24 protein-coding genes and 1 tRNA gene are annotated in these 21,109 nt (G+C 34.5%); 5 read left to right on the forward strand and 20 right to left on the reverse strand.

The annotated features are described in order from the left end of the window. Positions 1-3: 3 nt before the first annotated feature. Positions 4-219: a hypothetical protein gene (locus PHT16_02850; GenBank protein ID MDD5721359.1), complete on the forward strand. Its 216-nt coding sequence runs from the start codon at positions 4-6 to the stop codon at positions 217-219. A gap of 53 nt (positions 220-272) precedes the next feature. On the opposite strand, the gene PHT16_02855 is transcribed toward PHT16_02850, so the two are convergent. Further along, positions 273-1,043, reverse strand: a complete 771-nt coding sequence (locus tag PHT16_02855; GenBank protein MDD5721360.1) for a helix-turn-helix domain-containing protein — start codon at positions 1,041-1,043, stop codon at positions 273-275. Between the two features lie 215 nt (positions 1,044-1,258). On the opposite strand from PHT16_02855, the gene PHT16_02860 reads away from it, so the two are divergent. Further along, complete coding sequence (locus PHT16_02860) at positions 1,259-2,212, forward strand: carbohydrate kinase family protein (GenBank protein MDD5721361.1); 954 nt, start codon at positions 1,259-1,261, stop codon at positions 2,210-2,212. A gap of 91 nt (positions 2,213-2,303) precedes the next feature. After that, the gene (locus tag PHT16_02865) at positions 2,304-2,876 is read left to right on the forward strand and encodes a hypothetical protein (protein MDD5721362.1); all 573 of its coding nucleotides are present in this window, start codon (positions 2,304-2,306) and stop codon (positions 2,874-2,876) included. On the opposite strand, the gene PHT16_02870 is transcribed toward PHT16_02865, so the two are convergent. The 13 genes from PHT16_02870 to PHT16_02930 all read right to left on the reverse strand — a co-directional run bounded on the left by PHT16_02870 (position 2,857) and on the right by PHT16_02930 (position 13,235). After that, entirely contained in the window at positions 2,857-4,032 is a 1,176-nt protein-coding gene (locus tag PHT16_02870; GenBank protein ID MDD5721363.1) for a DUF2914 domain-containing protein, read from the reverse strand. The two genes, PHT16_02865 and PHT16_02870, sit on opposite strands and share 20 nt — an antisense overlap. Before the next feature lie 6 nt (positions 4,033-4,038). After that, a complete protein-coding gene (locus tag PHT16_02875) occupies positions 4,039-4,638 on the reverse strand; it encodes an NAD(P)H-dependent oxidoreductase (GenBank protein MDD5721364.1) in 600 nt (199 codons plus the stop codon). Between the two features lie 29 nt (positions 4,639-4,667). After that, positions 4,668-5,003, reverse strand: coding sequence for a tRNA-binding protein (locus PHT16_02880; GenBank protein MDD5721365.1), 336 nt, complete (start codon positions 5,001-5,003; stop codon positions 4,668-4,670). 3 nt (positions 5,004-5,006) lie between these two features. After that, positions 5,007-5,597, reverse strand: coding sequence for a hypothetical protein (locus tag PHT16_02885; GenBank protein MDD5721366.1), 591 nt, complete (start codon positions 5,595-5,597; stop codon positions 5,007-5,009). Positions 5,598-5,647: 50 nt separating this feature from the next. Then, complete coding sequence (locus PHT16_02890; protein ID MDD5721367.1) at positions 5,648-5,887, reverse strand: DUF2061 domain-containing protein; 240 nt, start codon at positions 5,885-5,887, stop codon at positions 5,648-5,650. A gap of 67 nt (positions 5,888-5,954) precedes the next feature. After that, entirely contained in the window at positions 5,955-6,581 is a 627-nt protein-coding gene (locus PHT16_02895) for a LysE family transporter (GenBank protein MDD5721368.1), read from the reverse strand. Between the two features lie 33 nt (positions 6,582-6,614). After that, entirely contained in the window at positions 6,615-6,851 is a 237-nt protein-coding gene (locus PHT16_02900; protein MDD5721369.1) for a DUF5654 family protein, read from the reverse strand. 64 nt (positions 6,852-6,915) lie between these two features. Further along, on the reverse strand, positions 6,916-8,112 hold the full coding sequence (locus PHT16_02905; protein MDD5721370.1) for a DNA adenine methylase: 1,197 nt from the start codon (positions 8,110-8,112) through the stop codon (positions 6,916-6,918). Then, positions 8,109-9,470, reverse strand: a complete 1,362-nt coding sequence (locus PHT16_02910) for a hypothetical protein (protein MDD5721371.1) — start codon at positions 9,468-9,470, stop codon at positions 8,109-8,111. The genes PHT16_02905 and PHT16_02910 overlap by 4 nt, the downstream gene beginning before the upstream one ends. A gap of 11 nt (positions 9,471-9,481) precedes the next feature. Beyond that, entirely contained in the window at positions 9,482-11,008 is a 1,527-nt protein-coding gene (locus PHT16_02915; GenBank protein ID MDD5721372.1) for a DGQHR domain-containing protein, read from the reverse strand. 406 nt (positions 11,009-11,414) lie between these two features. Next, positions 11,415-12,122: a hypothetical protein gene (locus PHT16_02920; GenBank protein ID MDD5721373.1), complete on the reverse strand. Its 708-nt coding sequence runs from the start codon at positions 12,120-12,122 to the stop codon at positions 11,415-11,417. A gap of 18 nt (positions 12,123-12,140) precedes the next feature. Continuing rightward, positions 12,141-12,857: a hypothetical protein gene (locus tag PHT16_02925; GenBank protein MDD5721374.1), complete on the reverse strand. Its 717-nt coding sequence runs from the start codon at positions 12,855-12,857 to the stop codon at positions 12,141-12,143. 3 nt (positions 12,858-12,860) lie between these two features. Beyond that, entirely contained in the window at positions 12,861-13,235 is a 375-nt protein-coding gene (locus PHT16_02930; GenBank protein MDD5721375.1) for a hypothetical protein, read from the reverse strand. A gap of 575 nt (positions 13,236-13,810) precedes the next feature. Here PHT16_02930 and PHT16_02935 point away from each other — a divergent pair. Together PHT16_02935 and PHT16_02940 are read left to right on the forward strand one after the other, a co-directional pair. Beyond that, complete coding sequence (locus PHT16_02935) at positions 13,811-14,866, forward strand: phage/plasmid replication protein (protein MDD5721376.1); 1,056 nt, start codon at positions 13,811-13,813, stop codon at positions 14,864-14,866. A gap of 4 nt (positions 14,867-14,870) precedes the next feature. Beyond that, complete coding sequence (locus PHT16_02940) at positions 14,871-16,337, forward strand: recombinase family protein (protein MDD5721377.1); 1,467 nt, start codon at positions 14,871-14,873, stop codon at positions 16,335-16,337. Here PHT16_02940 and PHT16_02945 read toward each other — a convergent pair. The 6 genes from PHT16_02945 to serS all read right to left on the reverse strand — a co-directional run bounded on the left by PHT16_02945 (position 16,326) and on the right by serS (position 21,105). Beyond that, positions 16,326-16,396 (reverse strand) — tRNA-Gln (locus PHT16_02945). The genes PHT16_02940 and PHT16_02945 overlap by 12 nt on opposite strands. A gap of 147 nt (positions 16,397-16,543) precedes the next feature. Next, entirely contained in the window at positions 16,544-16,702 is a 159-nt protein-coding gene (locus PHT16_02950; protein MDD5721378.1) for a hypothetical protein, read from the reverse strand. 128 nt (positions 16,703-16,830) lie between these two features. Beyond that, the gene (gene dnaX / locus PHT16_02955; GenBank protein MDD5721379.1) at positions 16,831-17,865 is read right to left on the reverse strand and encodes a DNA polymerase III subunit gamma/tau; all 1,035 of its coding nucleotides are present in this window, start codon (positions 17,863-17,865) and stop codon (positions 16,831-16,833) included. A 40-nt stretch (positions 17,866-17,905) separates the two neighbouring features. Further along, entirely contained in the window at positions 17,906-18,913 is a 1,008-nt protein-coding gene (locus tag PHT16_02960) for a tRNA-dihydrouridine synthase (GenBank protein MDD5721380.1), read from the reverse strand. Then, positions 18,897-19,766 (reverse strand): hypothetical protein, encoded by an 870-nt coding sequence (locus tag PHT16_02965; protein ID MDD5721381.1) that lies wholly within the window; start codon positions 19,764-19,766, stop codon positions 18,897-18,899. The genes PHT16_02960 and PHT16_02965 overlap by 17 nt, the downstream gene beginning before the upstream one ends. 73 nt (positions 19,767-19,839) lie before the next feature. Next, positions 19,840-21,105 carry a serine--tRNA ligase gene (gene serS, locus PHT16_02970; protein MDD5721382.1) on the reverse strand — a complete coding sequence of 422 codons (1,266 nt, stop codon included), beginning with the start codon at positions 21,103-21,105 and terminating at the stop codon, positions 19,840-19,842. Positions 21,106-21,109 lie beyond the last annotated feature (4 nt).

Consider the following 21,109-nt stretch of genomic DNA (forward strand, 5'->3'; position numbering starts at 1 on the left):
CTTATGAAAAATAATTTTTTGAGATTAGGGCCTATTACTAAAAAGGCAATGAATCTGCCTGGGGCAAAATTAATCAGAAGTACAGAGGGGGTAAGAATTTCCTTCGTTGTACCTGAAACAGGTAAGGTTTCAAGAGGATGCTTTTATTCCTCAGGTGAAGCAGCCGCACGAAGAGCACTTTCTAGGTGGGAGAGATTGCAAAAAAAGAAGAAGAAGTAGGAAAAAGAATTTATGCGTTAGAGAGAGTAAAGCTCTCTCTAACGCATTTTTATTTATAAATTTTTCCAATTATATTCAAAGATCAATTTTTGAGTGTGATAAATCTCTTGATTCTCTATCACTACGCCGACAGGATTCTCTGCATTATCTAGACTAATATGCGCTACTTTATTTCCACCATAAATTATTTCATAAGTGGAACGCAAATCCTCCTGCCCTTTACTACTTTTACTGCTTGATAATTGCATCCATTTTCTTTCATCTAGGCCTACGGTATTACCCCCTTCACCAAGTGCGATTGTTTTAACTTTAATTTTTCTTCGAATTCTTTTATTACTAAAATCCCTCATTGCCTGATACACATTTTTCCTGACTGTGGCAGAAGAATAGACATAATAAGTTTTATCTTTGACCTTATCCATACTTTTCAAAACATCTTCGAGGATGTGCCTAATGCCTATCACTCCCTCATATAATTTTACTACTGGTTTCCCTCCTTGTTTTTCAAAGATAGTTTTAAAAAGTGGCAAGCTTTCCTCGATATTTTCTTTCACTTCCTTGAGCTCTTCTTGTTTTTTGTCTATCACTGCGAGTAAGGTTTCCGGTCGTTCGGCTATAAAATATTGTTTTGATTCTTTGTTGTAATAGGAAATGATTCCCAGATTGATCAAGGATTTTAAAATATCATAAGTAGTACCGCGATTTATTTTTGCTTTTTGGGATATTGTCCGCACAGAGGAAGACCCGAGCTCGATCAAAGCCAAATATACAGCTATTTCTTTTTCTGAAAGACCAAAATTTTTTAAAGCAACTTGAACCTGCATATATGTATATTATATTTTTATGACTAATTTGTCAACTTTTCTCCTGCAGTTTATTGATATTTTGCTAAAACCCTTTGTTTATTAGATTTTTATATAAAAAACTAAAGTAAATTTTCTACACATTTGACACAGTTATTACTTTTTTACTATTCTAGAGATAGATAAAAATCGCAAATCGAAAATAAAATAAAAATAAAAAAGGATAAGGAGGATTTATGAAAAGACCTAGAGTTGCTGTTCCTTTTGATGCTGTAGTAGGAGTATCAGTTAACTCCGAATTTGAATTAGTAGTCAAAGATACACCAGGGCCGAAGAAAGAATTGGATATAAGCCTTTGTTCGTGTCCATCAGGTTCCTCAGGCAATGCAGATGGAGCGATCAGAAATTTAGGAGGACATTCAAGCCTTGTGGGTCTGGTTGAAGTCAACTATGACAAAGAAGAAGAAACTCTTGAGAGTTTACTTCTCAAGAGAGTAGTTAAGCAGAGCGGAGTATCATTTACACCAGTCCCCGTCCTTTCTAAAACCAACATCGCCGCAATTCCGATTATTAAGGGTAGTAATGGCCAGGTGTGGGGAAAGAAGGGTGAGATCATTCACTCTGAAGTGTCTCAAGCACTACAGATTCTTTCAGGACCAGAAGTCGGCATTGGCCCAAAAACCTTTGTTGTAATTACCGGTCTTCGTGCTGTAGAATTGCCGTTCGCTAAGGCACTTCTTTCTCAAGCACAAAAAGGTTATAGCGTATTAAACGCGAAAGAATCTTTTTGTAAAAGCAGAGAATTCAAGAAGATATTACCTTTAGTGGACCTTCTTGTGCTTAACCAGCGCGAATTCTTTAGCACGGGTATGTGTTTTTCAGAGATTTATGATTGTGGTCCAACACACATGGTGATGACTGACTCAGACAAAGGAGGGATGCTTTATTTTGGTCGCGGATACTATGAAAAATTTGCTCCTGTTAAATTTCCTAACAATAATTATGAAACAGGAGCGGGAGATTGGTTTTTAGGAGCATTGGTTTCTGAATTGATAAGGCGTAAAATATCAACAGAAACCATGACTCTCAATAAGTTCAGAAATGTGGTTGCTTTCGCGGCACGTGTCGCAGGAAAGAAAATCACCATGACGGGCGGAGGGAATGGCCCTTCGCGGCACCAACTCCGTTAGTAGTTGGAATATCGAAGTATTATCACAAGCCTGCTTTGCGACACTATGTGTTTGCGAAGTGGGCTTGTTTATTTTATGCTATATTATATTTATGAAATTTATTTTTGATTTTGATGATGTGTTGTTTTACAATAGCGATAAGCTAAAAAAACGTATATATTTTTGTTTAGATAAAGCGGGTATTCCTTATGGTACCGCCGAAGCTTATTATAAAAAAGTTCGAGGGGGAGAATTTTCTTTAAAGGATTTTTTATCTGAACTAGTAGATCTTGAAAATAAAAAGGATATCGAAGCAGAAGAATTACATGAAGAAATAATGAGTGAATGCCCTAATTTTATCAATACTGAATTAGTGAATCTTGTACAAAAATTCGGAAAAGAAAATTGTTATCTAGTAACTTATGGTGGATATGAACATAATAAAAATAAAGTGGAAAGAAGTGGACTCGCTCCTTTATTTTCTGAAATTCATATAGTGTCAAAAAGTAAAAAGGAAGCTGTAGAGAAAATATGCGCCAAACATAAAGATGAAAAAGTAATATTTATAGACGATAAAATAAAACATTTTGAAAATTTAGATTTTAAAAAATATCCCAATTTACAAACGATACTTTTTGATGACAATGGTTTTGAGAAATTTCTTTCTATTTTACCCCCTCTGTAAGCGCAGGTTCTGTGTCTGTTTGAATTATATTAAATCGCAAAACCCCGATGGTCTGGCCTTGCTTCGTCTTTACATTTACTCGCCATTTACCCTCGGCTAAATTGTAGCGCATAGAATACGTGCGGAAACCGCCATCTCGCCCGCCTACTACAGGTAAATTTATCGTACTTCCAGTTACCCATTTCTTCTGTATTTCATCATAATATTGCCATTCGTGAACAATAGTAAGGTTTAGATTTTTAGGAGAAAAAATAGCACTAAAAGCATAGATGGGTTCCCCGGAAACCTGATTGAAATTTTGATATAAATTGAAATAACCTCTCCAACCATAATCCTCAAAAGTCACATCATAATTCCCTTCTGAATTTTTTTGTATCGAATGATACACTCCGGCATCTTTTAAGGATAAAGGAATCGGGGGAATCAGATTCGTAAAATACAAAAAATTGATTAGAATAGAAATTCCTAAAATTAGGAATAATAAATCACGAAACATAAACTTTTCTTCGGTACGGATTTTTTGAAGCTTAAAAAATCCTGAAGTTCTCGGCTCGTCAGCCTCGAAACCCCTTCGAAAAGTTATGTTTCGTGATTTAAGGTTAATAAAATAAAATAAAATTAAAAGGAATACGGTAATAAAAAGTAAACTAAGAAATCCGGAAAGTAAAAATACCCAAGCACCTATTCTATGTAAAATCACCGGCACGATAAAAATGGCAAAGGAATAGATCGAAAGAAAAAATAAGCTTATTTGGAAACTAAGGCGAATATAATGACGTTTAAGTGATTCATTCGCTATAAAAGCAAGAGCAAGAAGGACAATAAAAGGCCAAGTTACAAATATATCTGCGCTTCTGAAATAAAACACCAAGTAGGTAGACAAAATTCCTCCAAAGAAAAATTGCAGTATGTTCACATACCAAAAATGCGCTTTTTGAGGATTTTTCTCAGCCCCTCTTTCGTTTTCTTGGAGGTGAATAAGGGTGATAAAGATGCCCACAATGAGCAAATGTCCTAAAACCCATAAATTCTCCCATAATGTGTCTACCCTATGAAGCGTGAGCGCATCAAAAACGAAACCTCCAACTAGGGATAAAGATGAGATAGGTCGTTCAAATCTTCCATAGAAATTGCGAATTGGATCTAGAAAAAACATTAAATATTAAAGTAAATTATTTCTAGCATTTTTAAGCATACTCGCCCACCATATAAGCTGGGTTATCATAGTTTTAGCTTTTTCTGTGTAATTCAAAAAAAGTTCTTCGGGAGTAGACTTGCCAAAACTTACCGGAAAATATTTTTCTCCATTTATTTGTATTGCTTCGCGAATGGGAACCATTTTTAACTCGATGGATGTCAGGCGCAAATGTTCGACCGAACGTGCACCGCCAGCTGTTCCATAACTCACAAAAGCTATCGGTTTATTGTGCCATTCAGAATAGACCCAATCAAGAGCATTTTTTAAAACCGCTGGAACTCCATGATTGTATTCCGGAGTAGCCACCACGAAAGCATCCGCTTCAGCAATTTTCGCTGTAAATCTGGCAACTGCTTCATTCTTATAAGGTTCTTTCTTAGCAGAAGGAGTTATCGCTTCATTAAAAAAAGGCATTGCATAATCTCGCAGATCGAGCACTTCCACCGCCACACCCTCATGCTTTTTAATTTCTTCATTTATCCAAAAAGCAGCTTTATCACTAAAACGTCCTTCCCTAGTACTGCCCATGATCACTTTTATGTTTAATTTTGTATTTTCTTTCATAGTATTTTTTTATAAAAATGGAGTAAAAACTAATATAACCTTCCGCCCACAACTGCATTTTCTTTATCTGGAACCAATAGAACAACTTTTCCTTCATTATCCGGCACACCGAGGGTCAGCACCTCTGATTCAAAAGAACCGATTTTTCTAATAGGAAAATTCAAAACACCTAGCACGAGTTTTCCAACCAATTCTTCTTTACTATAATAAATAGCTATTTGAGAAAAAGAGTTTTTGATCCCGACCTCAGGGCCAAAATCAATTTTTAATTTATATCCAGGTTTTCGAGCTTCTGGATGATCGTTTACTTCCATGATTTTTCCAACTCTGATATCTAATTTTTCAAAATCTTCAATAGTTGCCATTATTTATTCTAAAATTTTAAGAGCTTCCTTAAAAGCTACATCAATATTTGTAAATACAGGATAATTATATTTTTCAGCTTCCGCTTTAAAGTATGGCTGGTCTCCCAAGAAAAAAGCGGCAGACTGCAATTCAAGTTCGGTGTTTTCCCAAATAGGTTTGTCCTTATTTTTCTCCACTACCTCCTCGAGCGTTGACCCGGCTATCACGATGCAAGGAATATTTAAATCCTTATGTACCAGATGCGGTAAAAAGCTTACTCCTTCGAAAATAACGGGCTTCTCTTCTTCCGCAAAACTATTTATCTTGGCGAGCATCCCCTCCCATAATTTTTCGGATTGAGAAACAATATTTTTCCATTGTTGAGCATAGGATGTTTTTATATAATAAGTTCTCTTGTTTTTATTTTTCCAAAAATTTGTCGCATCGGTAAATTTCGGATCTGGACGAAGCTCATGGCGAATATCGTCAGCGGATACATAAATTCCTCCAACTGTTTCGGCAAGCCTTTTAGCTAAGCTAGTTTTACCAATAGTGGGAATTCCAGTTATAACTAATCTTTTTCCTTTATGTGGTAAAACTTTTTTTGATTCCATAAACAAATTTTAGTACAATAATGCGAATATATCAAATACCACTTTGAGATTTAATTTTTCCCCCAGCCTATATTATCCCAGAATCTTTCATGGAAAAAATAGACGAGCGTGGTGTAAATATTGCTCAAAATCATAAAGCCAATAGCTACTTCTACTTTTTTTGTAAAAATAAAGATAATAGAAAAATCAAGCACAATGATGACCAATCTGTAAGTAATGGCTTTTATAATAGATCTGCGTAGCGTCTCTCCTGGATGATGATGTGTATGAGGGAAAAATTTTTCAATCATAAATCGCTTGTTATTGTTTGAGTCATTGGGAAATTATATCATTAATAAATTATAAAAGCCATGAAACTTATGATTTATTTGCTAGTAGAACTTTGCCAAGCCTTATTCCCCCGTAGACTATCAACAGCAACCCCACTATAAGATTTAATGCCTGAATCAAAATCATAGGAATAGTTCCTTTTATAAAGGAAAAAACAATCACAAAGGTCCCGATAAATACAAAAGTCGCCAGACCTGTTGAAAATCCAAAAACAAGCAATTCTTTTTTTGAATAATTATATTCCATAGCTTTGGCTGTAAACAAACTCGTCCAAAGAAATATAGTTAAAGGACTTGAGAGAGTGAGAAAAAAGGTATAAATAAAACTCGACAAAAGACTTATTGAATTTATGTTCGGGTTGATTGAGACACTTTCCGTAAAAATATTTTTGATTATAAAAATACCAAATATTATCAAAACAAAAGAACTAATAATTCCGAAAATTCTTTTTACTTTTTCTTTTTCTAATAATTTCCCGATCCCGAATATTGCGAGTGTAATGTAAATATAATCAGCGAAAGTGGCTCCCAAGGTGGCGACTAATCCATCGAGAGCGGTTTTCTGCAGAGTCAAATTGATAATGAAAATGAAAACAGGACCTATCGCCAACTGGAGGACTAGCCCTGTAAATAAGCCATTTTTGAAAATTTTCATATTTTAATATTAACACAAAACACTTTTCACTTTTTAGGTATTTTTGTTTTGAGGTTTAAGTAAAGACGTGCTTATAACAACAACAATTGTAGTGATAATAATTGCGTAGAGAAATTTGACCAAAAGACCAGAGTTGTCTAAAGGGAAAAAGAAAGCAATAAGAGCTTTAATCGCGTCACTCCAAGCAAGCCCAGCCACCAAGGAAAGCGCAGCTACGATATACCCCGAAGTCTGATTCCTGATTTGTGTTTTAAGTTCATCCTTTAGCATGGAATAATTATAGCAAACTTATCAACTAAAAACGATCTTTCGTTACAATTAAATGCAGGTGAAATTAATTATTTTTTATTTTTCTTGGTTCTAATAGCAATACCAACTCTTCTGATTTGACTCTCGACTTTTTTGTAAGCTTATTTTTATTTAACTTATTATTACCACCCAAAGTACTAAATTTTCCTGTAATTGCATGTGTATGAATGCGACTGTTTTTTTTATCTAAATTAAAATATTTTTTAGCAGATTCAAGTACTTGGTCCCCTGATAAACCATTACTGCATTTACCTTTAGGAAAAGTAAAAATAACCTTCACTTCTCTTTTTGATAAACCTGAAAGAAGTTCATCTAATGCTTTGAGTGATTGTCCTGCATTACTAAATTTGGACTGTGGACGTTCAGAAATATCTGGATATCTTCCAACACCAGTTACCGGCCCACATTTTCCCCGGGCAATAGTTTCAAGTACATGATAGAAACGACTATACTGTACTCCGGAGTATGGTGGGTCGAGAAGAACTAAGTCACCCTTTTTTAATTTAGATATAAGTTTTTTTGCATCAGATATCACTGCTTTTCCCTTAACTAAAGAATGAAGAGGGGTGATTTCCTCCAAAGCTTTTTCACAAGATTTAAACACATCTATGTGCCAAGCAATTTTAATAAATTTTCCAGCACCAGTTGTCGGTTGAAAAGGTTGAGCAGTATGTCCAGGAGCAGCAGCAGCTCTTGAAGCAGCAATAATTATTGCAGCCAAGCAAACATTTCTGTATTTAGTTTTTTTTGGTAACGTCTTTAGAAGATAATCAAGAATTAATGCTTGTTTGGGGCTGAAATAGTGACCGCCATAAGCATTCCAAATTGGACCTATTTTTGGAAGGGTTTCGCAAAGTTTTCTAGCTTTATTTACTCTAATTTTAATACTTTTCTTGTAATTTTTATCAATCTCTTCTGCCTGATTTAAAAGTTTTGAATCTTTTATTTCTTTTTTAGTCTTTTCTATCCAAATCTCTTTTAAATATTCAGGATTAAGAATATTAGTCCGCTCTATAACTGCTTTTGAAAGAACAACTGCATATTTTTGTAGATCACCTGCAATAATTTCTCCTTTAAAATTTTGATTTGTGGCAACAAAGTTAACTACGCCTCCAGAACCACAAAATGGGTCTATGAATCTTTTTGCACTGGGAAGTTGCTCTCGAAGTAATTCTCCAAGACCATTCGCCAACATATATCTTTTTGATCCCATGTATTTCATATGCCAAGTCCCCAAAGGGATATTCTTTCACACTCACTTAAACTAAACATTTGTTGAGAAATACCCCTTATTAAATCATTATAAGAATAAGTTGTTCCCTGTGCATTCTCCCACGTTTTTATATCTTGAAGTGCTGCATCAATATCGGTCCAAAGGTCAAGAAAGTCAGCAATAGTTGTACCGTCTTTGATTAGTCCATAATCAGTTGCATATGGTTGCCACCAAAATTCTAGATCTGCTTTTGTAAAACCAGCCTCTCGAATCAGGCTTCCATTTATGCCGGTCGAAATTCTCAATAGAAGAGTGGCTCTCGCTAAAACCTGTAAATGGTGATTTGGGTGATCAGTAGAAGTAACCTTAGAAGCTTCTTCGATAATTCTCGATTCATTGGGTTGCGTCTGCCATGTAAGAAAATCTACCCAACCATTTTGTATCGGTAGGGCAAAGCCGAGAGCCGGAATATGTTTCATAACCCAAGCTCGATAATTCGCCAAGTGAGTAGGTAAACGAGGGTCTACACCATGAACAGCTCGGTATGACTGCGCCAAGCCTATTCTTAAAAGGTGTTTGTCAATCTCATCAAATCTGGATGAGGGATTTGGTTCGCACATACGCCATAATTCATTCAAAAAAGAAAGCGAGTCTGGTGCAGGAGCATTGGTTTTAGGAAGAATTCTAGATGGTCTATAACTAGAATGGTTTCGTAGTATTTGGTCATCACCAAATTGTTTTATATCTATTCCCCAAGATTTTAACCAAGAACGACCAATAGGATGGAGATTTACATTGAAGGCACCTAACCAAACAGAAAGAGCTATTGACCCAGGCGTAATAATTTCGGAAAGTGTTTCTGCAGATGGTTTTCTATCAGCCCAATGCTCAAGAGCTTCCCATGTAAATTTATGTGTTCCCTTTTGACTAGATGTCGTGACCGACCTTCTTGTTGTATTTGTTACAATTACATGTGTTCTATTAAATACCCCAACCCCGATGGATCCAAGAATGGACATTGCAGCACGCAACTCAGCATAGTAAGCAAGATGAACAGAGCTACTTGAATCTCCTTTTATATGAAGATTGAGTGCTCTACCCAGTAGACTCCAACCATCACTACAGTGATTAAAAATTGAGGCAGCTATATAATTTTCAATCTGCCTCTGATATAAGGATCTTCCTCGAGCAATTACCTCTGTAGGATTTCCTCTATTTGCTGGATTTCTTTGGTAAGATTTGGAATATCTATTTTGTGGATTAATCCATCGCCTAACAGAGATGTGAGAACGAAGATTTTTTACCCCCTCCTTAATCGCATCAGGAGAAGCATTTCTTAACTGTTTTTTTAGTGAGTTTGCTGGCATGAATTTTTTTATCAAACAACATCTCCATCAAATCCGAGGTTTTTATAAATTGCTTTAGCATCTTTTCCTAATTTATTATCTTTAGATAAATGTTTAAGTAGCAAGCGTCTAAATTCTCTGTAACCACTACCACCTCTAAATGAAAGTTTGAGCGTTCTCTCTATTTCAGAGAGATTTTCAGCAGCCGATGATCTCCAATCAAATGTTGAAAGTGCAATTGTAAGCTGGTCTATAAACACAGTAATCTGTTGTTGTTTCTTTAATAAATTATCAAGAGCTTCTGATACAGTCACTTCTGGATTCAGTTTCCATTTCTTCAAATTTAATTTATCCGTATTTCTGAATAGTATATCGTTGGTAATATTTAAAACGACAGAAATGCCTTGATCATTATTCAGGAGTGTATGTGGTCCATAAAAAGCAGGATCTTTCTTGATCTTCCGCTTATAGTCAGTTTCTCTTAGTTTTTTTGCCCAATCAACTTTAAGTTCTTTAATAGATTTTTCTAGTGAGTTCCAAAGGTAAATTAAGAGAGCCGCTTGCTGGCTGCGATTCCAAGGAATCGTCATTTCATCATGCCCTGCTGGTGCTCCAAATAAACCCCCAATTGTTACTCCCTTACCTTCTGATGTTTTAATATATGTTTTTAATAAAGCTCTTATCCAAGCGGCTTGGGTAACAGAACTATCTCCACTTTCACCAAGCATATTTATACGCTGATACCAAGAACTTGTTGGCTCAGACCAAAGTAATTCAACTATTTCTTGTGCTCTCGCTTCTCGGTATACTTTGTGGCCCTCGAATCGATCTAACCAATCCTCAGTACGCAAAAGAGGATAAAGATCAAAAGCAAGACTTGGATTGATCCTCTTTGGCTTAATGTTTATTGTCCAGAATAAATAAGCCTGCCAGCTTAGATCTAAACCATAAAAAGCAACTACCGGTAACTCGTAATCCTCGTTAATATTTTCATCAAAGGCCAATAATCTATGTTGGCCATCAATTACTTCCAATGGATGAACTTGTTCTGGTTTCCATTTTTTTGTTTCTTTAGAAAAAGGAAGTTTTATTTCAGTGATGACAGCATTCTGGTCTATTGTTATTAAATCCTTAAATGCTACGAACCCCCCATTTCGTTTATCTTCTTTTGTTAAAATATTCACAACAATTGCTGTAGGTAGCCACCCTGGTTTACGAAGATCATCAAACCTACCATCTTGTCGTTGAGATTTTGTTAAATCTGACCATGGGTAACCATACTTAACATACTCCGCAATATTTTTTGAACGAGATTGTTCGTAGGCACGTTGGATCCCCATGTCGCCAGACCTTTTTTTGCCATCTTTTGCATCTCTGCGATTTACACCAGACAAAAAACGCAGCTGGCGAGCAGACAATGAAAATATATAGAAACACTTTTCTGGTTCTCTTCGATGATTCTTTTTAATAAACTCAACTGATCCCCATTCTTTTAACCATTGATTTACCTTTAAGGCATTAATGGTTACATTTTTATTTGACTTAGATTTATTTTTCATATTTAAAATAATGCTTAAATTAGTACTTACTATTGTACCAAATTAGGATCCACAAAGCACGCAATTTAAGGTATGAAATAGTTAGTAATCCACCTTTATATATTTATCTTTTGACGCCGTTAACGCTAAAATAGTTTTTGCCCACGGGCTCACAAAATCAGAATCCAAGGATTCGATAAGTGAGTTCGTTTTGCGTTTAAGAGCAAAATATTTTAGATGATTATTAATTAATTTTGTTTAAAAAAACATATGAATAAAATAAAAAGTTTGGTTTGGCACACAGAGAAGCGTATCGTATCTCAGTAGGTATGCTATGACGAATAGTTCTTGAGTAAGTTTCAACGCATCTCGTGCGGGATAACTGCGCTCAAACTGGCTGGGTGTCTGGTGCGAAGTTGGAACATTTTTAACGTTTGAATAAAGTTTTAATATTCTTTTCAAGATAGTATATCCAAGAAAATAAAGTACAATCCAAGAAAATACCTGTAATTGTTAGGCATGTAATCCCAAAAAATACATATGGTAAATAACCATATTCTGTGGCACTGTTATAAGCCCATTTTCCACTAACAACTATAAAGATTATGAGTGCAAGTACATTTAGAAGAGCGTCAGAGTGAATATTCTTACTTGTACTTTCTACTGCTTCCTCTTCCCATTCATGACTATAAGTACCATTACTCTCACTTTTTGTAATACTAGTTTTAAAGTAATCCTTATTTATAGGAAGAAAGTCGTAATGCCATTTACGTCTGCTTTTATAGCCATGATTATCGTATTTCCATATCACCCTATCCATGAGTATGCTTAAAGGAGCAATTAATATAATTAATCCACATATCATATAAAGCCACCTGTATTCTGGAAGAAACGGTAAATAACTATTTAAACCATCAAGGCCATGGAGCAAAACTACGAGCAGAGAAAGAGTAAGAAATGTGCGATTCACTTTTGATGCATGTTCTTGAGGTTTAAAGTATATGTAACGACCAAGGGCTTTGTATACGACATACATTAAAACATAAACTATTGCCACATGAAATATCGTTAATTCGTGAAGTAAAAGATTTTTTAGTTCATCAAAAGAAGATAGAAATAAAGATTCATTTAACATAATATTTTTAAGTTAAGATTATTTTTTCTTACTACCAAATACTATATATAAAAAGATTTTATAGTAGAAAATAATAATCCCTGCAAAGAGCAAAAAGGAAAATACCAAAACGACAGGAATCATTTCTAGAAAGTACATTATAGTTTTACCAACAGATTTTTCATAAAAGAACCAGTTATCTTGGTACGATTTATCGGGTTGCAAAAAAGTAACCTTTGTATTATTAAAAGATGTGTAAGCATCAACAATTAAACATTTTATATCATTTTGTTTTATGTAATTTGAAAATGCTTCCGATGAGATTTTATTTCTGTAATTATTCTCCATTATAAATAATTCATACAATATATCCGTATTTTTATTATCCTTAATTTTTTCATAATTATTGGCAAGTTCAGTAGAACAATAAACGTTATTTAAAGTACCCATATAATAATCGTCTGGAGGACTATTTAATACATAAGTTCTATTACTGTCTCCTATCTTTTCCCCCATCTTAATAAGTGCACTTATTGGTTTAATCTCAGAAGTTATTCTTTCAGATATAGTTGCAACTTTTTTCCATTCTTGAACTCCAATATCACCCTTAAACAGATTAGAATTACTATAAACTATTAAATTATAAATAAAAAATAGAATAAAGGAAAAAATAAAAATAATTGATAGAAGTCTATGCCACCATTTATTTTTAAGATTCAAATCTTCTCTAGATAACCAATTTAATATTTTTTTCATAAATTATTTTTTTAATACTCTTTTAAAAATCTCAGGGTCTCTTTTTGCTGAACTTAAAATAACATCAAAATTAAAACGACCATACCCAAATGTTTCCTCTTCATAATCTTCATCCTCTTTGTCTTTTTCTTGGTCAAAATAATTAACAAAGTCTAATATGGCATTTATTAAAGTACCCATTATCATAATCGGTTTTTCAAGTTTCTTTGCATTATCAGAACCAGAAGTTTCATCACTTTTAATAAAAACAGCCATCATGTCTGCTTTCTGATAAATCTGTTTCCATAAGTACTCAACAATAGTTTTCCAATGGAAGGTATTACGATTAACCCACCAAATAATAACCCCTACGACAACTATTATTAGTAAATATCCCATATGATTTTAATCATACAACTCTCGCTAAAAAAATCAATGGTTGTTTGACATTCCTTTTTTAAAGGCATATACTAATAGCGAGTACGGAACTGCACCTTGATTTATAAAGCACGCAAAAAATAAAAAAATAACAACACTCTCGCCTAAAAAAATTAAACCCTTTGTGGCTAGCATAAAATATATAAAAAATTAAAACACAGCTAGAAATATAAAATAAAAAAAAATAAAGAGAGCCTAAATAATAAAAAAAATTAATTAGTGCCAAACAAAACAGGAACCAAAATTTGGGTTCTTTTTTCGTTTATTTCAAGCTGTTTTTCTGTACCCGAAAAAAGGGTATGGAATTAAAATATAGCCAAATTCTAATAACTCGTACTATAAACCACTTTAAGAAAAAGTATGGTTTAGACATTTCTGCCGAAACAGCAGATGTCTATTTGGCTTCGTTCGCGGTGGTGTTCCGTTCGTTCGTCCGCCCGTCCTCTGTGGACGGCGGACGAACGGATACACCCGATGATTATTAACACTCGTTCTGCGGGTGGTAGTAACACCCGCAGAACATTGCAGATTGCAATATGATAGACACGATTAAATTTTTAATACCAATTGATAACAGTGAGGTTTTTGAGAGTATTAAAAATCAGCTTACTCGTACTCGTAGAGAAAATATGAAAACGAATGAATTAAAATTTGAATATTTTACAGAAGAAATTGAAGTAGGAAGTTATGAACGAACTGTAAGAATTTATCTGAAACAAGATAGCCCGAAAGGTGTATTCGTAGAATTTTCTTTGCCTAAACAATATTATGATAATAATGTAGAAATGATACACGCTTATGATATTGAATATGTTTTAGATAATTTTAAAAATGATGTTTGCCAATTTTTCCAAGAACGTATTCCTCCAATAGAACAATGGATTATTTATCGTCTTGATGTTTGCTATAACTGGACTTTTGAATCAGAACAAAAATGCCAGTCCATTATGAATTTTATTCAGCGTATAGATTTCCCTAAAAAGAAAAAATATGTCTATGATACTTCTGTAATGTATAAAGGGTCTGCCTATACAATTAAATTCTATTTAAAGGGTGCAGAATTTAAGAGGCATGACTATAAAGACATTTTTAAAAAAGATATGGATAAAGCTGATTTACTTCTTAATTGGGCAGAAAAAGTTTTACGATTTGAGGTTGAATTTAAGAAAGGATATTTAAGTAATTTATTTCCTCATGGAAAAGTTTTAGTTTCTAGTATTGTTTACGATAAAATTATTGAGGACATATTAAAAAAATATCTTACTTTGGTTTTTCGCTACGTTAATAAAGAAAATATGAAATATGAAAATGTTAGGCAGTTAATAGATAAAAGTTTCAAGCCAGCTAAAGCATTACGCTTGTATCAATTTTATAAGGGCTACTTTTACGAGCAAGATGAAAAGTTTCATATTAAAAAAGGACTTAACCCGTCTACGATTTGGCGATATAAAAACGATTTAAAAAATATTGGTGTTTCATTTGAGGAAAATTTAGGTGATTCCAGTTTCGTAGCGGTTGAGGAATTGATTGTACCCTCTGGAAAAGGAAAGTTTGATTTGCTTGATTATAAGCTAACTAGTGATTATAGTTAAATTTATGAAATACGTTATCTATTGCAGAAAATCAACCGATACCGAGGACAGACAAGTCCAATCCCTAGAATCCCAAGAAAACGAGCTTAAAAGGCTCGCAGAGGCTCAAGGACTGCATGTTGTTGCTATCTTACATGAAAGTATGTCCGCCAAGTCAGAGGGTCGCCCTGTATTCAATAAAGTGTTAGAAATGTTTATTAAAGGAAAAGTTGACGGTATTATTTGTTGGAAACTAGACCGCCTAGCTAGAAACTTTATTGACGGTGGACGAATTATTGATTTACTGCAAAAATCTGTTATCAAAGAAATTCGCACTCCTGAAAGTATTTATTTACCCAATGATAATGTGTTAATGATTTCTATGCAGTTTGGAATGGCTAACCAATACAGCCGTGATTTGAGTATGAATGTTAAGCGTGGTCTTCGTACTAAACTTGAAAAGGGCGAATGGTTAAATAAGGCACCACTCGGATACTTGAATGATAAAATTGCACACAAAATTATTATTGACCCAGTACGCAGTAAATATATTATCCGTGCTTTTGAACTTTTTACGACTGGAAAATACGGACACAAAGATATTTCTAATATTCTTTTTTCCGAGGGATTTAGAAGTAGTGGTAATTTACAAGTGCCAAAGTCGGCAATCCAAACGATTCTTTTAAATCCTTTTTATTGTGGTTTAATGAAAACAGGCGGAAAAATTTATAACGGAAACCATACACCCATTATTTCTAAAGCTATTTATGATAAAGCCCAAGAGGTAATGCAAGAACGCCTACACCCAAGAAAGAAAACTTTACTATTTCCTGTTAGAGGTTTGATTAAATGTAGCGAGTGCGGTTGTATGTATACCGCTAGTAGAAAAAAAGGTCATGATTATTACTACTGCACTAATGGCAAAGGCATTTGTACTTCTGATAAAAAATATTTGAGAGAAAATGATTTGTATAAAAAATTACTTCCTATTCTTGAAAAAGTTGCGTGGGATAAAGAAGAAATTGAGTTGTTATACCTTGCATCAAAAGAGGACATTAAATACGAAACTGGATACTTAAATAAAACTCTAGAAAATCTTAAACAAGAGGCAGTCGTTATTTTAGAACGCCAAGGCAAACTTCTTAATTTATATTTAGATGGCTCTATGTCTAAAGAATTATACGAGGAAAAAAATATCGCTATTGAAAATCAAAGAGTGTTATTAGCCAAGCAAATTTCTGAAATTGAGGACAAAACCCAAAAGGCAGTTTCTGCTTTGGAACCGACTAAAAAATTGTTTTTAGATTGTGTTGTATGGGCGAAAGAGTTTTTAACACTTCCACCAGAGAAAAAACAAAATATTGTCCACGAGATACTTTGGAACCTTAACATGAAAGAGAAAAATATCGTTGATTACCAACTTAAAAGTCCGTATTCTGCTATCGCAAATTTACCTCAAAATGCTAATTTCCACGCAAGGCTGGGAGACTAGGAATCGGACCTAGATTAAAGGCTTCAAAGGCCTCTGTCCTACCGTTAGACGATCTCCCAATATTTTTTAAACAACTTAGTTTATAACATAAATAATGAAAAAAATCTATATTATAGATATAAAATTAGGTTAAAATTTGACATATCACCACAACCTAAAAACCACTTACAAAAGTAAGTGGTTTTTAGGTTTAAAAAACAAAATTCTTACATCATCTTATCCTTTTTCATCAAACCCCAAATTACGCCGATGACTCCAAGCACTATCAAAACCCACATCCAAGTTGAAGAGAAGCTCATCATTAAACCGATGATACCTACTACAGCTAAAATAATACCGACTACTAACAATGTTGTTTTGTTCATAATTCTTTTTTAAATAGCTACTTATAATCGACCTTTATCTTCTTTAATTTTATTATGCACGAAAAAAATAATCAAACTAATTTTCCACATTTAATCAAAACACAAAATGATTTCAGCTTTTTCGAATTCTATTTTTGAATTATCTCCACTAATGCAAGCTCAAGGGGTAATTCGGAGACAAAGGCATTATCAATATTTTTATATGCTTCAAGCAACACAGCCAATGTAGAAGAATTAAATGCCTCTTTACCCACACCTCTAATTAAATCTTTAAGAAATTCTAAATCTGTTTCTCCCAAATCCCCTATCATTTCTTTTTCTAATTTTGGCGCATAGCGCAGGATTATAGCCATGCGGAATTTCTGAATTATGAGTTTGAAATATAATTTCATATCTAAATTCGCTTCTCCGGCAATGCGCACAGCAGAGACTCCTTTCTCTAGATCCTTTTCCGCAATGGCAAAAATAAAATCATTAACCAGAGTCGTCTTCGGCGCACCAGTTATCTTTTCCACATCTTCCCTTTTAATTTTTTTACTCTTGCTAAAATTGAGAATCTTTTGCAATTCCCCTAAACCATCCCGAAACGATCCATCGGCTAAAATAGCCAAAAGTTCTGCTGAACCAGCATCTAATTCAAACCCCTCCAACTTCGCGACGTCCAGCAATAATTTTTTACATACCACGTCAGAAGCTTTTTTGAAAGTGAAAACCTGGCAACGAGAAATAATTGTCTCGGGAACCTTATGAAGTTCAGTCGTAGCCAAAATAAAAATAACATGTTTCGGAGGCTCTTCTAAGGTTTTTAATAGCGCACCCCAAGCATCCTTGGAAAGCATATGCACCTCATCTATAATGTAAACTTTGTATTTCGAATCAAAAGGTAAAACTCGCACACCGTTACGAAGCTCTTTTATGTCTTCAATTCCTCTATTGGAAGCAGCATCGATTTCGTAAAGATCATTGGCGGACACTCCTATGCTCGTCGCAAAGATTCTAGCGAGAGAGGTCTTGCCAGTACCGCGTGAACCGACAAAAAGATACGCATGCGAAACTTTATTTGTCTCTACAGAACTTTCTAGTATTTTGACAATATGGTCTTGTCCTAAAACCTCTTTAAAAGTTTTGGGTCGGTATTTGCGATACAAGGCTAAATCATGCATAAGCTTACTATATCAAAATTTTTCCTGCCCTGCCATAGCTTTAGCGAAGGCGGGTTAGAAAATCATTGATTATTTTTTCAACTTGTTTGGCGTTTTCGGTTTCCATTAATTTTACTCGGAGTTCTTTGGCTCCATGAAAATCGTTTACGTATGCCTTAAAATGCTTTTTCATAACAGCGAAACTTTTATGTTTAGGTTTTGAAAGTTCTTTTTCAAAGAGCTGAGTATGTTCTACTAAAACTCCTAGCTTCTCTTTTGAACCTATTTCTCTTCCAGAGAAAAACCACGGATTGCCGAAAACTCCACGTCCGATCATTACTCCATCACAACCATACTTCAAAGCTTTTTCTTCTCCATCTTTTATATCTTTTATGTCTCCATTGCCAATGAGCATCATGTCTTTCCCGCTTTTTTTGATAAGCTTCTTTATTTTTTTAATGTGACTCCAATCAACCGGAACAAGCGAAAGCTCTTTGACGGTGCGCAAATGAATAGTGAGTGCAGAGATATCTTCTTTTAATAATTCGGGAATCCATTTGTCTATTTCTTCTTTAGAAAAACCAATTCTTGTTTTGACAGACACTGGAATAGAGAGACCCGCAGATTTAATGCCTACGTGCGCTGCTTGGATAATTTTTCTTGCGAGTTGTGGATTTTTAATTAATGCAGACCCCGCTCCTTGGCTTATTACGGATTTATCCGGACAACCCATATTTATGTCTATCCCATCAAAACCAAGGCTGGCGACATACTGACAAGCAATCTTCATATTGTCGGGATTGGCGCCGAAAACTTGAACCACGATCGGCCTCTCGCTTTCTTTGAATTTTAAAATGTGGGCTAATTTTTTTCTGGCAAATTTATTGGCAAGACCATCTGCTGAGACAAACTCTGTCCAAAAAACAACTCTATTTTTATTTTCTCTATTTTTACCATATTTTGAGAGTACCGTTCGAAAAGCTATATCCGTAACATCAGACATTGGAGCAAGACAGAAAAATGGTTTTTTAAGATTTTTCCAGAAGTTTTTTTTATTGGAATTTATCATAAACTTTGTTTCCAAATCTCAAGTCAATATATTCCAAGGTTGAATATTTATTTTTGAATTTTGATTTTAAAGGTTCTGTATCTAGGGCTGCTTGCAAATTTTCTGCAACATTCTGAAAATCTGCATCTGCTTTAAGGATTATTTTTGGCTCTGTTCCAGATGAATTCTTGCCTGAAAGAAATACTTGCAGGTCTCCATCGTTTGTCGCATACATAGCTATGGGCTTCAACCCCATGCCGACCAGGACGTCTCTAAATAAAATTAATTGCTTAAAATTTTGCTTGGAAAAATAAGATTCTGACTGGGTACCATAAAATTTAAAATAAACATTTCCAGAAAAATATGGCGCTTGATCAAAAACATATCCGTCCTCATCGACAAAATAGCATTGCTCTGTATTATCTACGGACGTTGGACGTCCGAAATTCGGACGTCCAACGTCCGTAGATCCACACCATGTGTATTTTGCTTCGCGTTCAATTAAAGATATTCCTAGGGTTTTAGTATCTTTAATCTTTAAATTTATATTCTTAATTCTTTTAAATTCATTCTGAAGCTCATTTTTAATGGTATTTTGAGGATAAATGAAAATATTAGTTTTCGGGAAAAGCCATATATATTTTCCAGAAATTTTTTTATCTACCGCACTTTTTAATGTTTCTGTATCAAGAACCTTATTACCGACGATATCCACCTCACTAATATTTATATTTTTCAAACGGGAAAGAAAAACAAGCAATATAAAAAACGCTAGAACCACTATCAATAAGATCAAAATCTTATTTAAAAAAACTTTGTGCCTTCTTTTTTTTAATTCTAAGAGGCCCGGAGAATTTAAAACATTTCTTTTCATCCCAGTACTAAAATTTTAAATTGTTAATATTAGTGGTCATTTATTCTACTCAAAAATTTAGTACGGGACAGGTTTATTTAATGAATTCCCTACCACCCATATATTTGCGCAAAACTTCCGGAATTTTTATCGAACCATCGGCTTGTTGGTAATTTTCTACTATCATTATAAGAGGCCTGCCGGAAAGAGCCGTATTGTTTAATGAATGGACAAATTTCAATTTGCCGTCATTATCGCGATAACGAATATTCAATCTGCGAGTTTGAAAATCATGGAAATAACTAGCGGAACCGGTTTCTCGGTAGGTATTTTCAGACGGCAACCAAGTTTCAATATCATATTTCTTTACTTGACCCAAGCCCAGATCCCCGGCGCAATTTATAACTACATGATAAGGCAAACCTAAAGCTTCCATGATTTCTTCGGTATTCCGCTCGATCTCCTCATGAAACTTTACTGATTCTTCGTGAGATGCTTCACAAAGGACAACTTGCTCAAATTTATAAAACTCATGAACTCGAAGGATTCCTTTTGTATCTTTGCCATGACTTCCTGCCTCGCGACGAAATGCATCAGAAAATCCAAGCATTTTTATCGGCAAATCTTTTTTTTCTAAAATTTCTCCCATATAATGTCCCATCATTGCGACCTCGGCCGTGCCAGAGAGATACTCGCCATCTTGCGTCCTGTATAGATCTTCTTCTCCTTGAGGAAGATAACCAGTGCCTAAAAATACTTCTCGCTTTACTAAAGATGGAACTATCATCGGAACAAAACCGTCTTTTTTAGAAAAGAAATCCTGCACAAACTGCCACAAGGCAAATTCTAATAACGCGCCATCACCCTTGAGAAAATATCCGCGAAAGCCGGCCACTTTTACACCTCGAACAATATCAACCATCCCGAGATTCTCCATGAGCTCAATGTGGTTTTTGGGAGTAAAATCAAATTTAGGAATTTCACCAAAAACTTTTACTTCTTTGTTTTCTGCGTCTGTTTTCCCTTCCGGTACAGACATATCTGGAACATTCGGCACTTGCACCATTATTTTCTGCCATTCTTCCATAGTAGTCTTTAATTTCTCTTCTTTAGCCTTGATGTCTTCTTTCACTGCGCGCATTTCCTCAATTAATTGAATTTTGGATGCTGGGTCCTGATCGCGAGATATGTCATTCGAAACTCTATTTACTTCACTACGAAGTTCTTCCACTTCTTTGAGTTCTTTTAATCGGGTATCATCAAGCGCAATCAAAGCATCAATATCTATCTCAATATTTTTTTTCTTCGCCCCCGCCTGCACGATATCTTTGTTTTCGCGAATAAATTTGATGTCTAGCATATTT

This window comes from Candidatus Paceibacterota bacterium (assembly GCA_028718635.1).
GTDB lineage: Bacteria > Patescibacteriota > Minisyncoccia > Phycocordibacterales > UBA9973 > UBA9973.

Bases quoted from the DNA above. Each gene is read 5' to 3' on its own strand.
- PHT16_02850 (MDD5721359.1), top strand. From the start codon at position 4: ATGAAAAATAATTTTTTGAGATTAGGGCCTATTACTAAAAAGGCAATG.
- PHT16_02855 (MDD5721360.1), bottom strand. From the start codon at position 1,043: ATGCAGGTTCAAGTTGCTTTAAAAAATTTTGGTCTTTCAGAAAAAGAA.
- PHT16_02860 (MDD5721361.1), top strand. From the start codon at position 1,259: ATGAAAAGACCTAGAGTTGCTGTTCCTTTTGATGCTGTAGTAGGAGTA.
- PHT16_02865 (MDD5721362.1), top strand. From the start codon at position 2,304: ATGAAATTTATTTTTGATTTTGATGATGTGTTGTTTTACAATAGCGAT.
- PHT16_02870 (MDD5721363.1), bottom strand. From the start codon at position 4,032: ATGTTTTTTCTAGATCCAATTCGCAATTTCTATGGAAGATTTGAACGA.
- PHT16_02875 (MDD5721364.1), bottom strand. From the start codon at position 4,638: ATGAAAGAAAATACAAAATTAAACATAAAAGTGATCATGGGCAGTACT.
- PHT16_02880 (MDD5721365.1), bottom strand. From the start codon at position 5,003: ATGGCAACTATTGAAGATTTTGAAAAATTAGATATCAGAGTTGGAAAA.
- PHT16_02885 (MDD5721366.1), bottom strand. From the start codon at position 5,597: ATGGAATCAAAAAAAGTTTTACCACATAAAGGAAAAAGATTAGTTATA.
- PHT16_02890 (MDD5721367.1), bottom strand. From the start codon at position 5,887: ATGATTGAAAAATTTTTCCCTCATACACATCATCATCCAGGAGAGACG.
- PHT16_02895 (MDD5721368.1), bottom strand. From the start codon at position 6,581: ATGAAAATTTTCAAAAATGGCTTATTTACAGGGCTAGTCCTCCAGTTG.
- PHT16_02900 (MDD5721369.1), bottom strand. From the start codon at position 6,851: ATGCTAAAGGATGAACTTAAAACACAAATCAGGAATCAGACTTCGGGG.
- PHT16_02905 (MDD5721370.1), bottom strand. From the start codon at position 8,112: ATGAAATACATGGGATCAAAAAGATATATGTTGGCGAATGGTCTTGGA.
- PHT16_02910 (MDD5721371.1), bottom strand. From the start codon at position 9,470: ATGCCAGCAAACTCACTAAAAAAACAGTTAAGAAATGCTTCTCCTGAT.
- PHT16_02915 (MDD5721372.1), bottom strand. From the start codon at position 11,008: ATGAAAAATAAATCTAAGTCAAATAAAAATGTAACCATTAATGCCTTA.
- PHT16_02920 (MDD5721373.1), bottom strand. From the start codon at position 12,122: ATGTTAAATGAATCTTTATTTCTATCTTCTTTTGATGAACTAAAAAAT.
- PHT16_02925 (MDD5721374.1), bottom strand. From the start codon at position 12,857: ATGAAAAAAATATTAAATTGGTTATCTAGAGAAGATTTGAATCTTAAA.
- PHT16_02930 (MDD5721375.1), bottom strand. From the start codon at position 13,235: ATGGGATATTTACTAATAATAGTTGTCGTAGGGGTTATTATTTGGTGG.
- PHT16_02935 (MDD5721376.1), top strand. From the start codon at position 13,811: ATGATAGACACGATTAAATTTTTAATACCAATTGATAACAGTGAGGTT.
- PHT16_02940 (MDD5721377.1), top strand. From the start codon at position 14,871: ATGAAATACGTTATCTATTGCAGAAAATCAACCGATACCGAGGACAGA.
- PHT16_02950 (MDD5721378.1), bottom strand. From the start codon at position 16,702: ATGAACAAAACAACATTGTTAGTAGTCGGTATTATTTTAGCTGTAGTA.
- dnaX (MDD5721379.1), bottom strand. From the start codon at position 17,865: ATGCATGATTTAGCCTTGTATCGCAAATACCGACCCAAAACTTTTAAA.
- PHT16_02960 (MDD5721380.1), bottom strand. From the start codon at position 18,913: ATGATAAATTCCAATAAAAAAAACTTCTGGAAAAATCTTAAAAAACCA.
- PHT16_02965 (MDD5721381.1), bottom strand. From the start codon at position 19,766: ATGAAAAGAAATGTTTTAAATTCTCCGGGCCTCTTAGAATTAAAAAAA.
- serS (MDD5721382.1), bottom strand. From the start codon at position 21,105: ATGCTAGACATCAAATTTATTCGCGAAAACAAAGATATCGTGCAGGCG.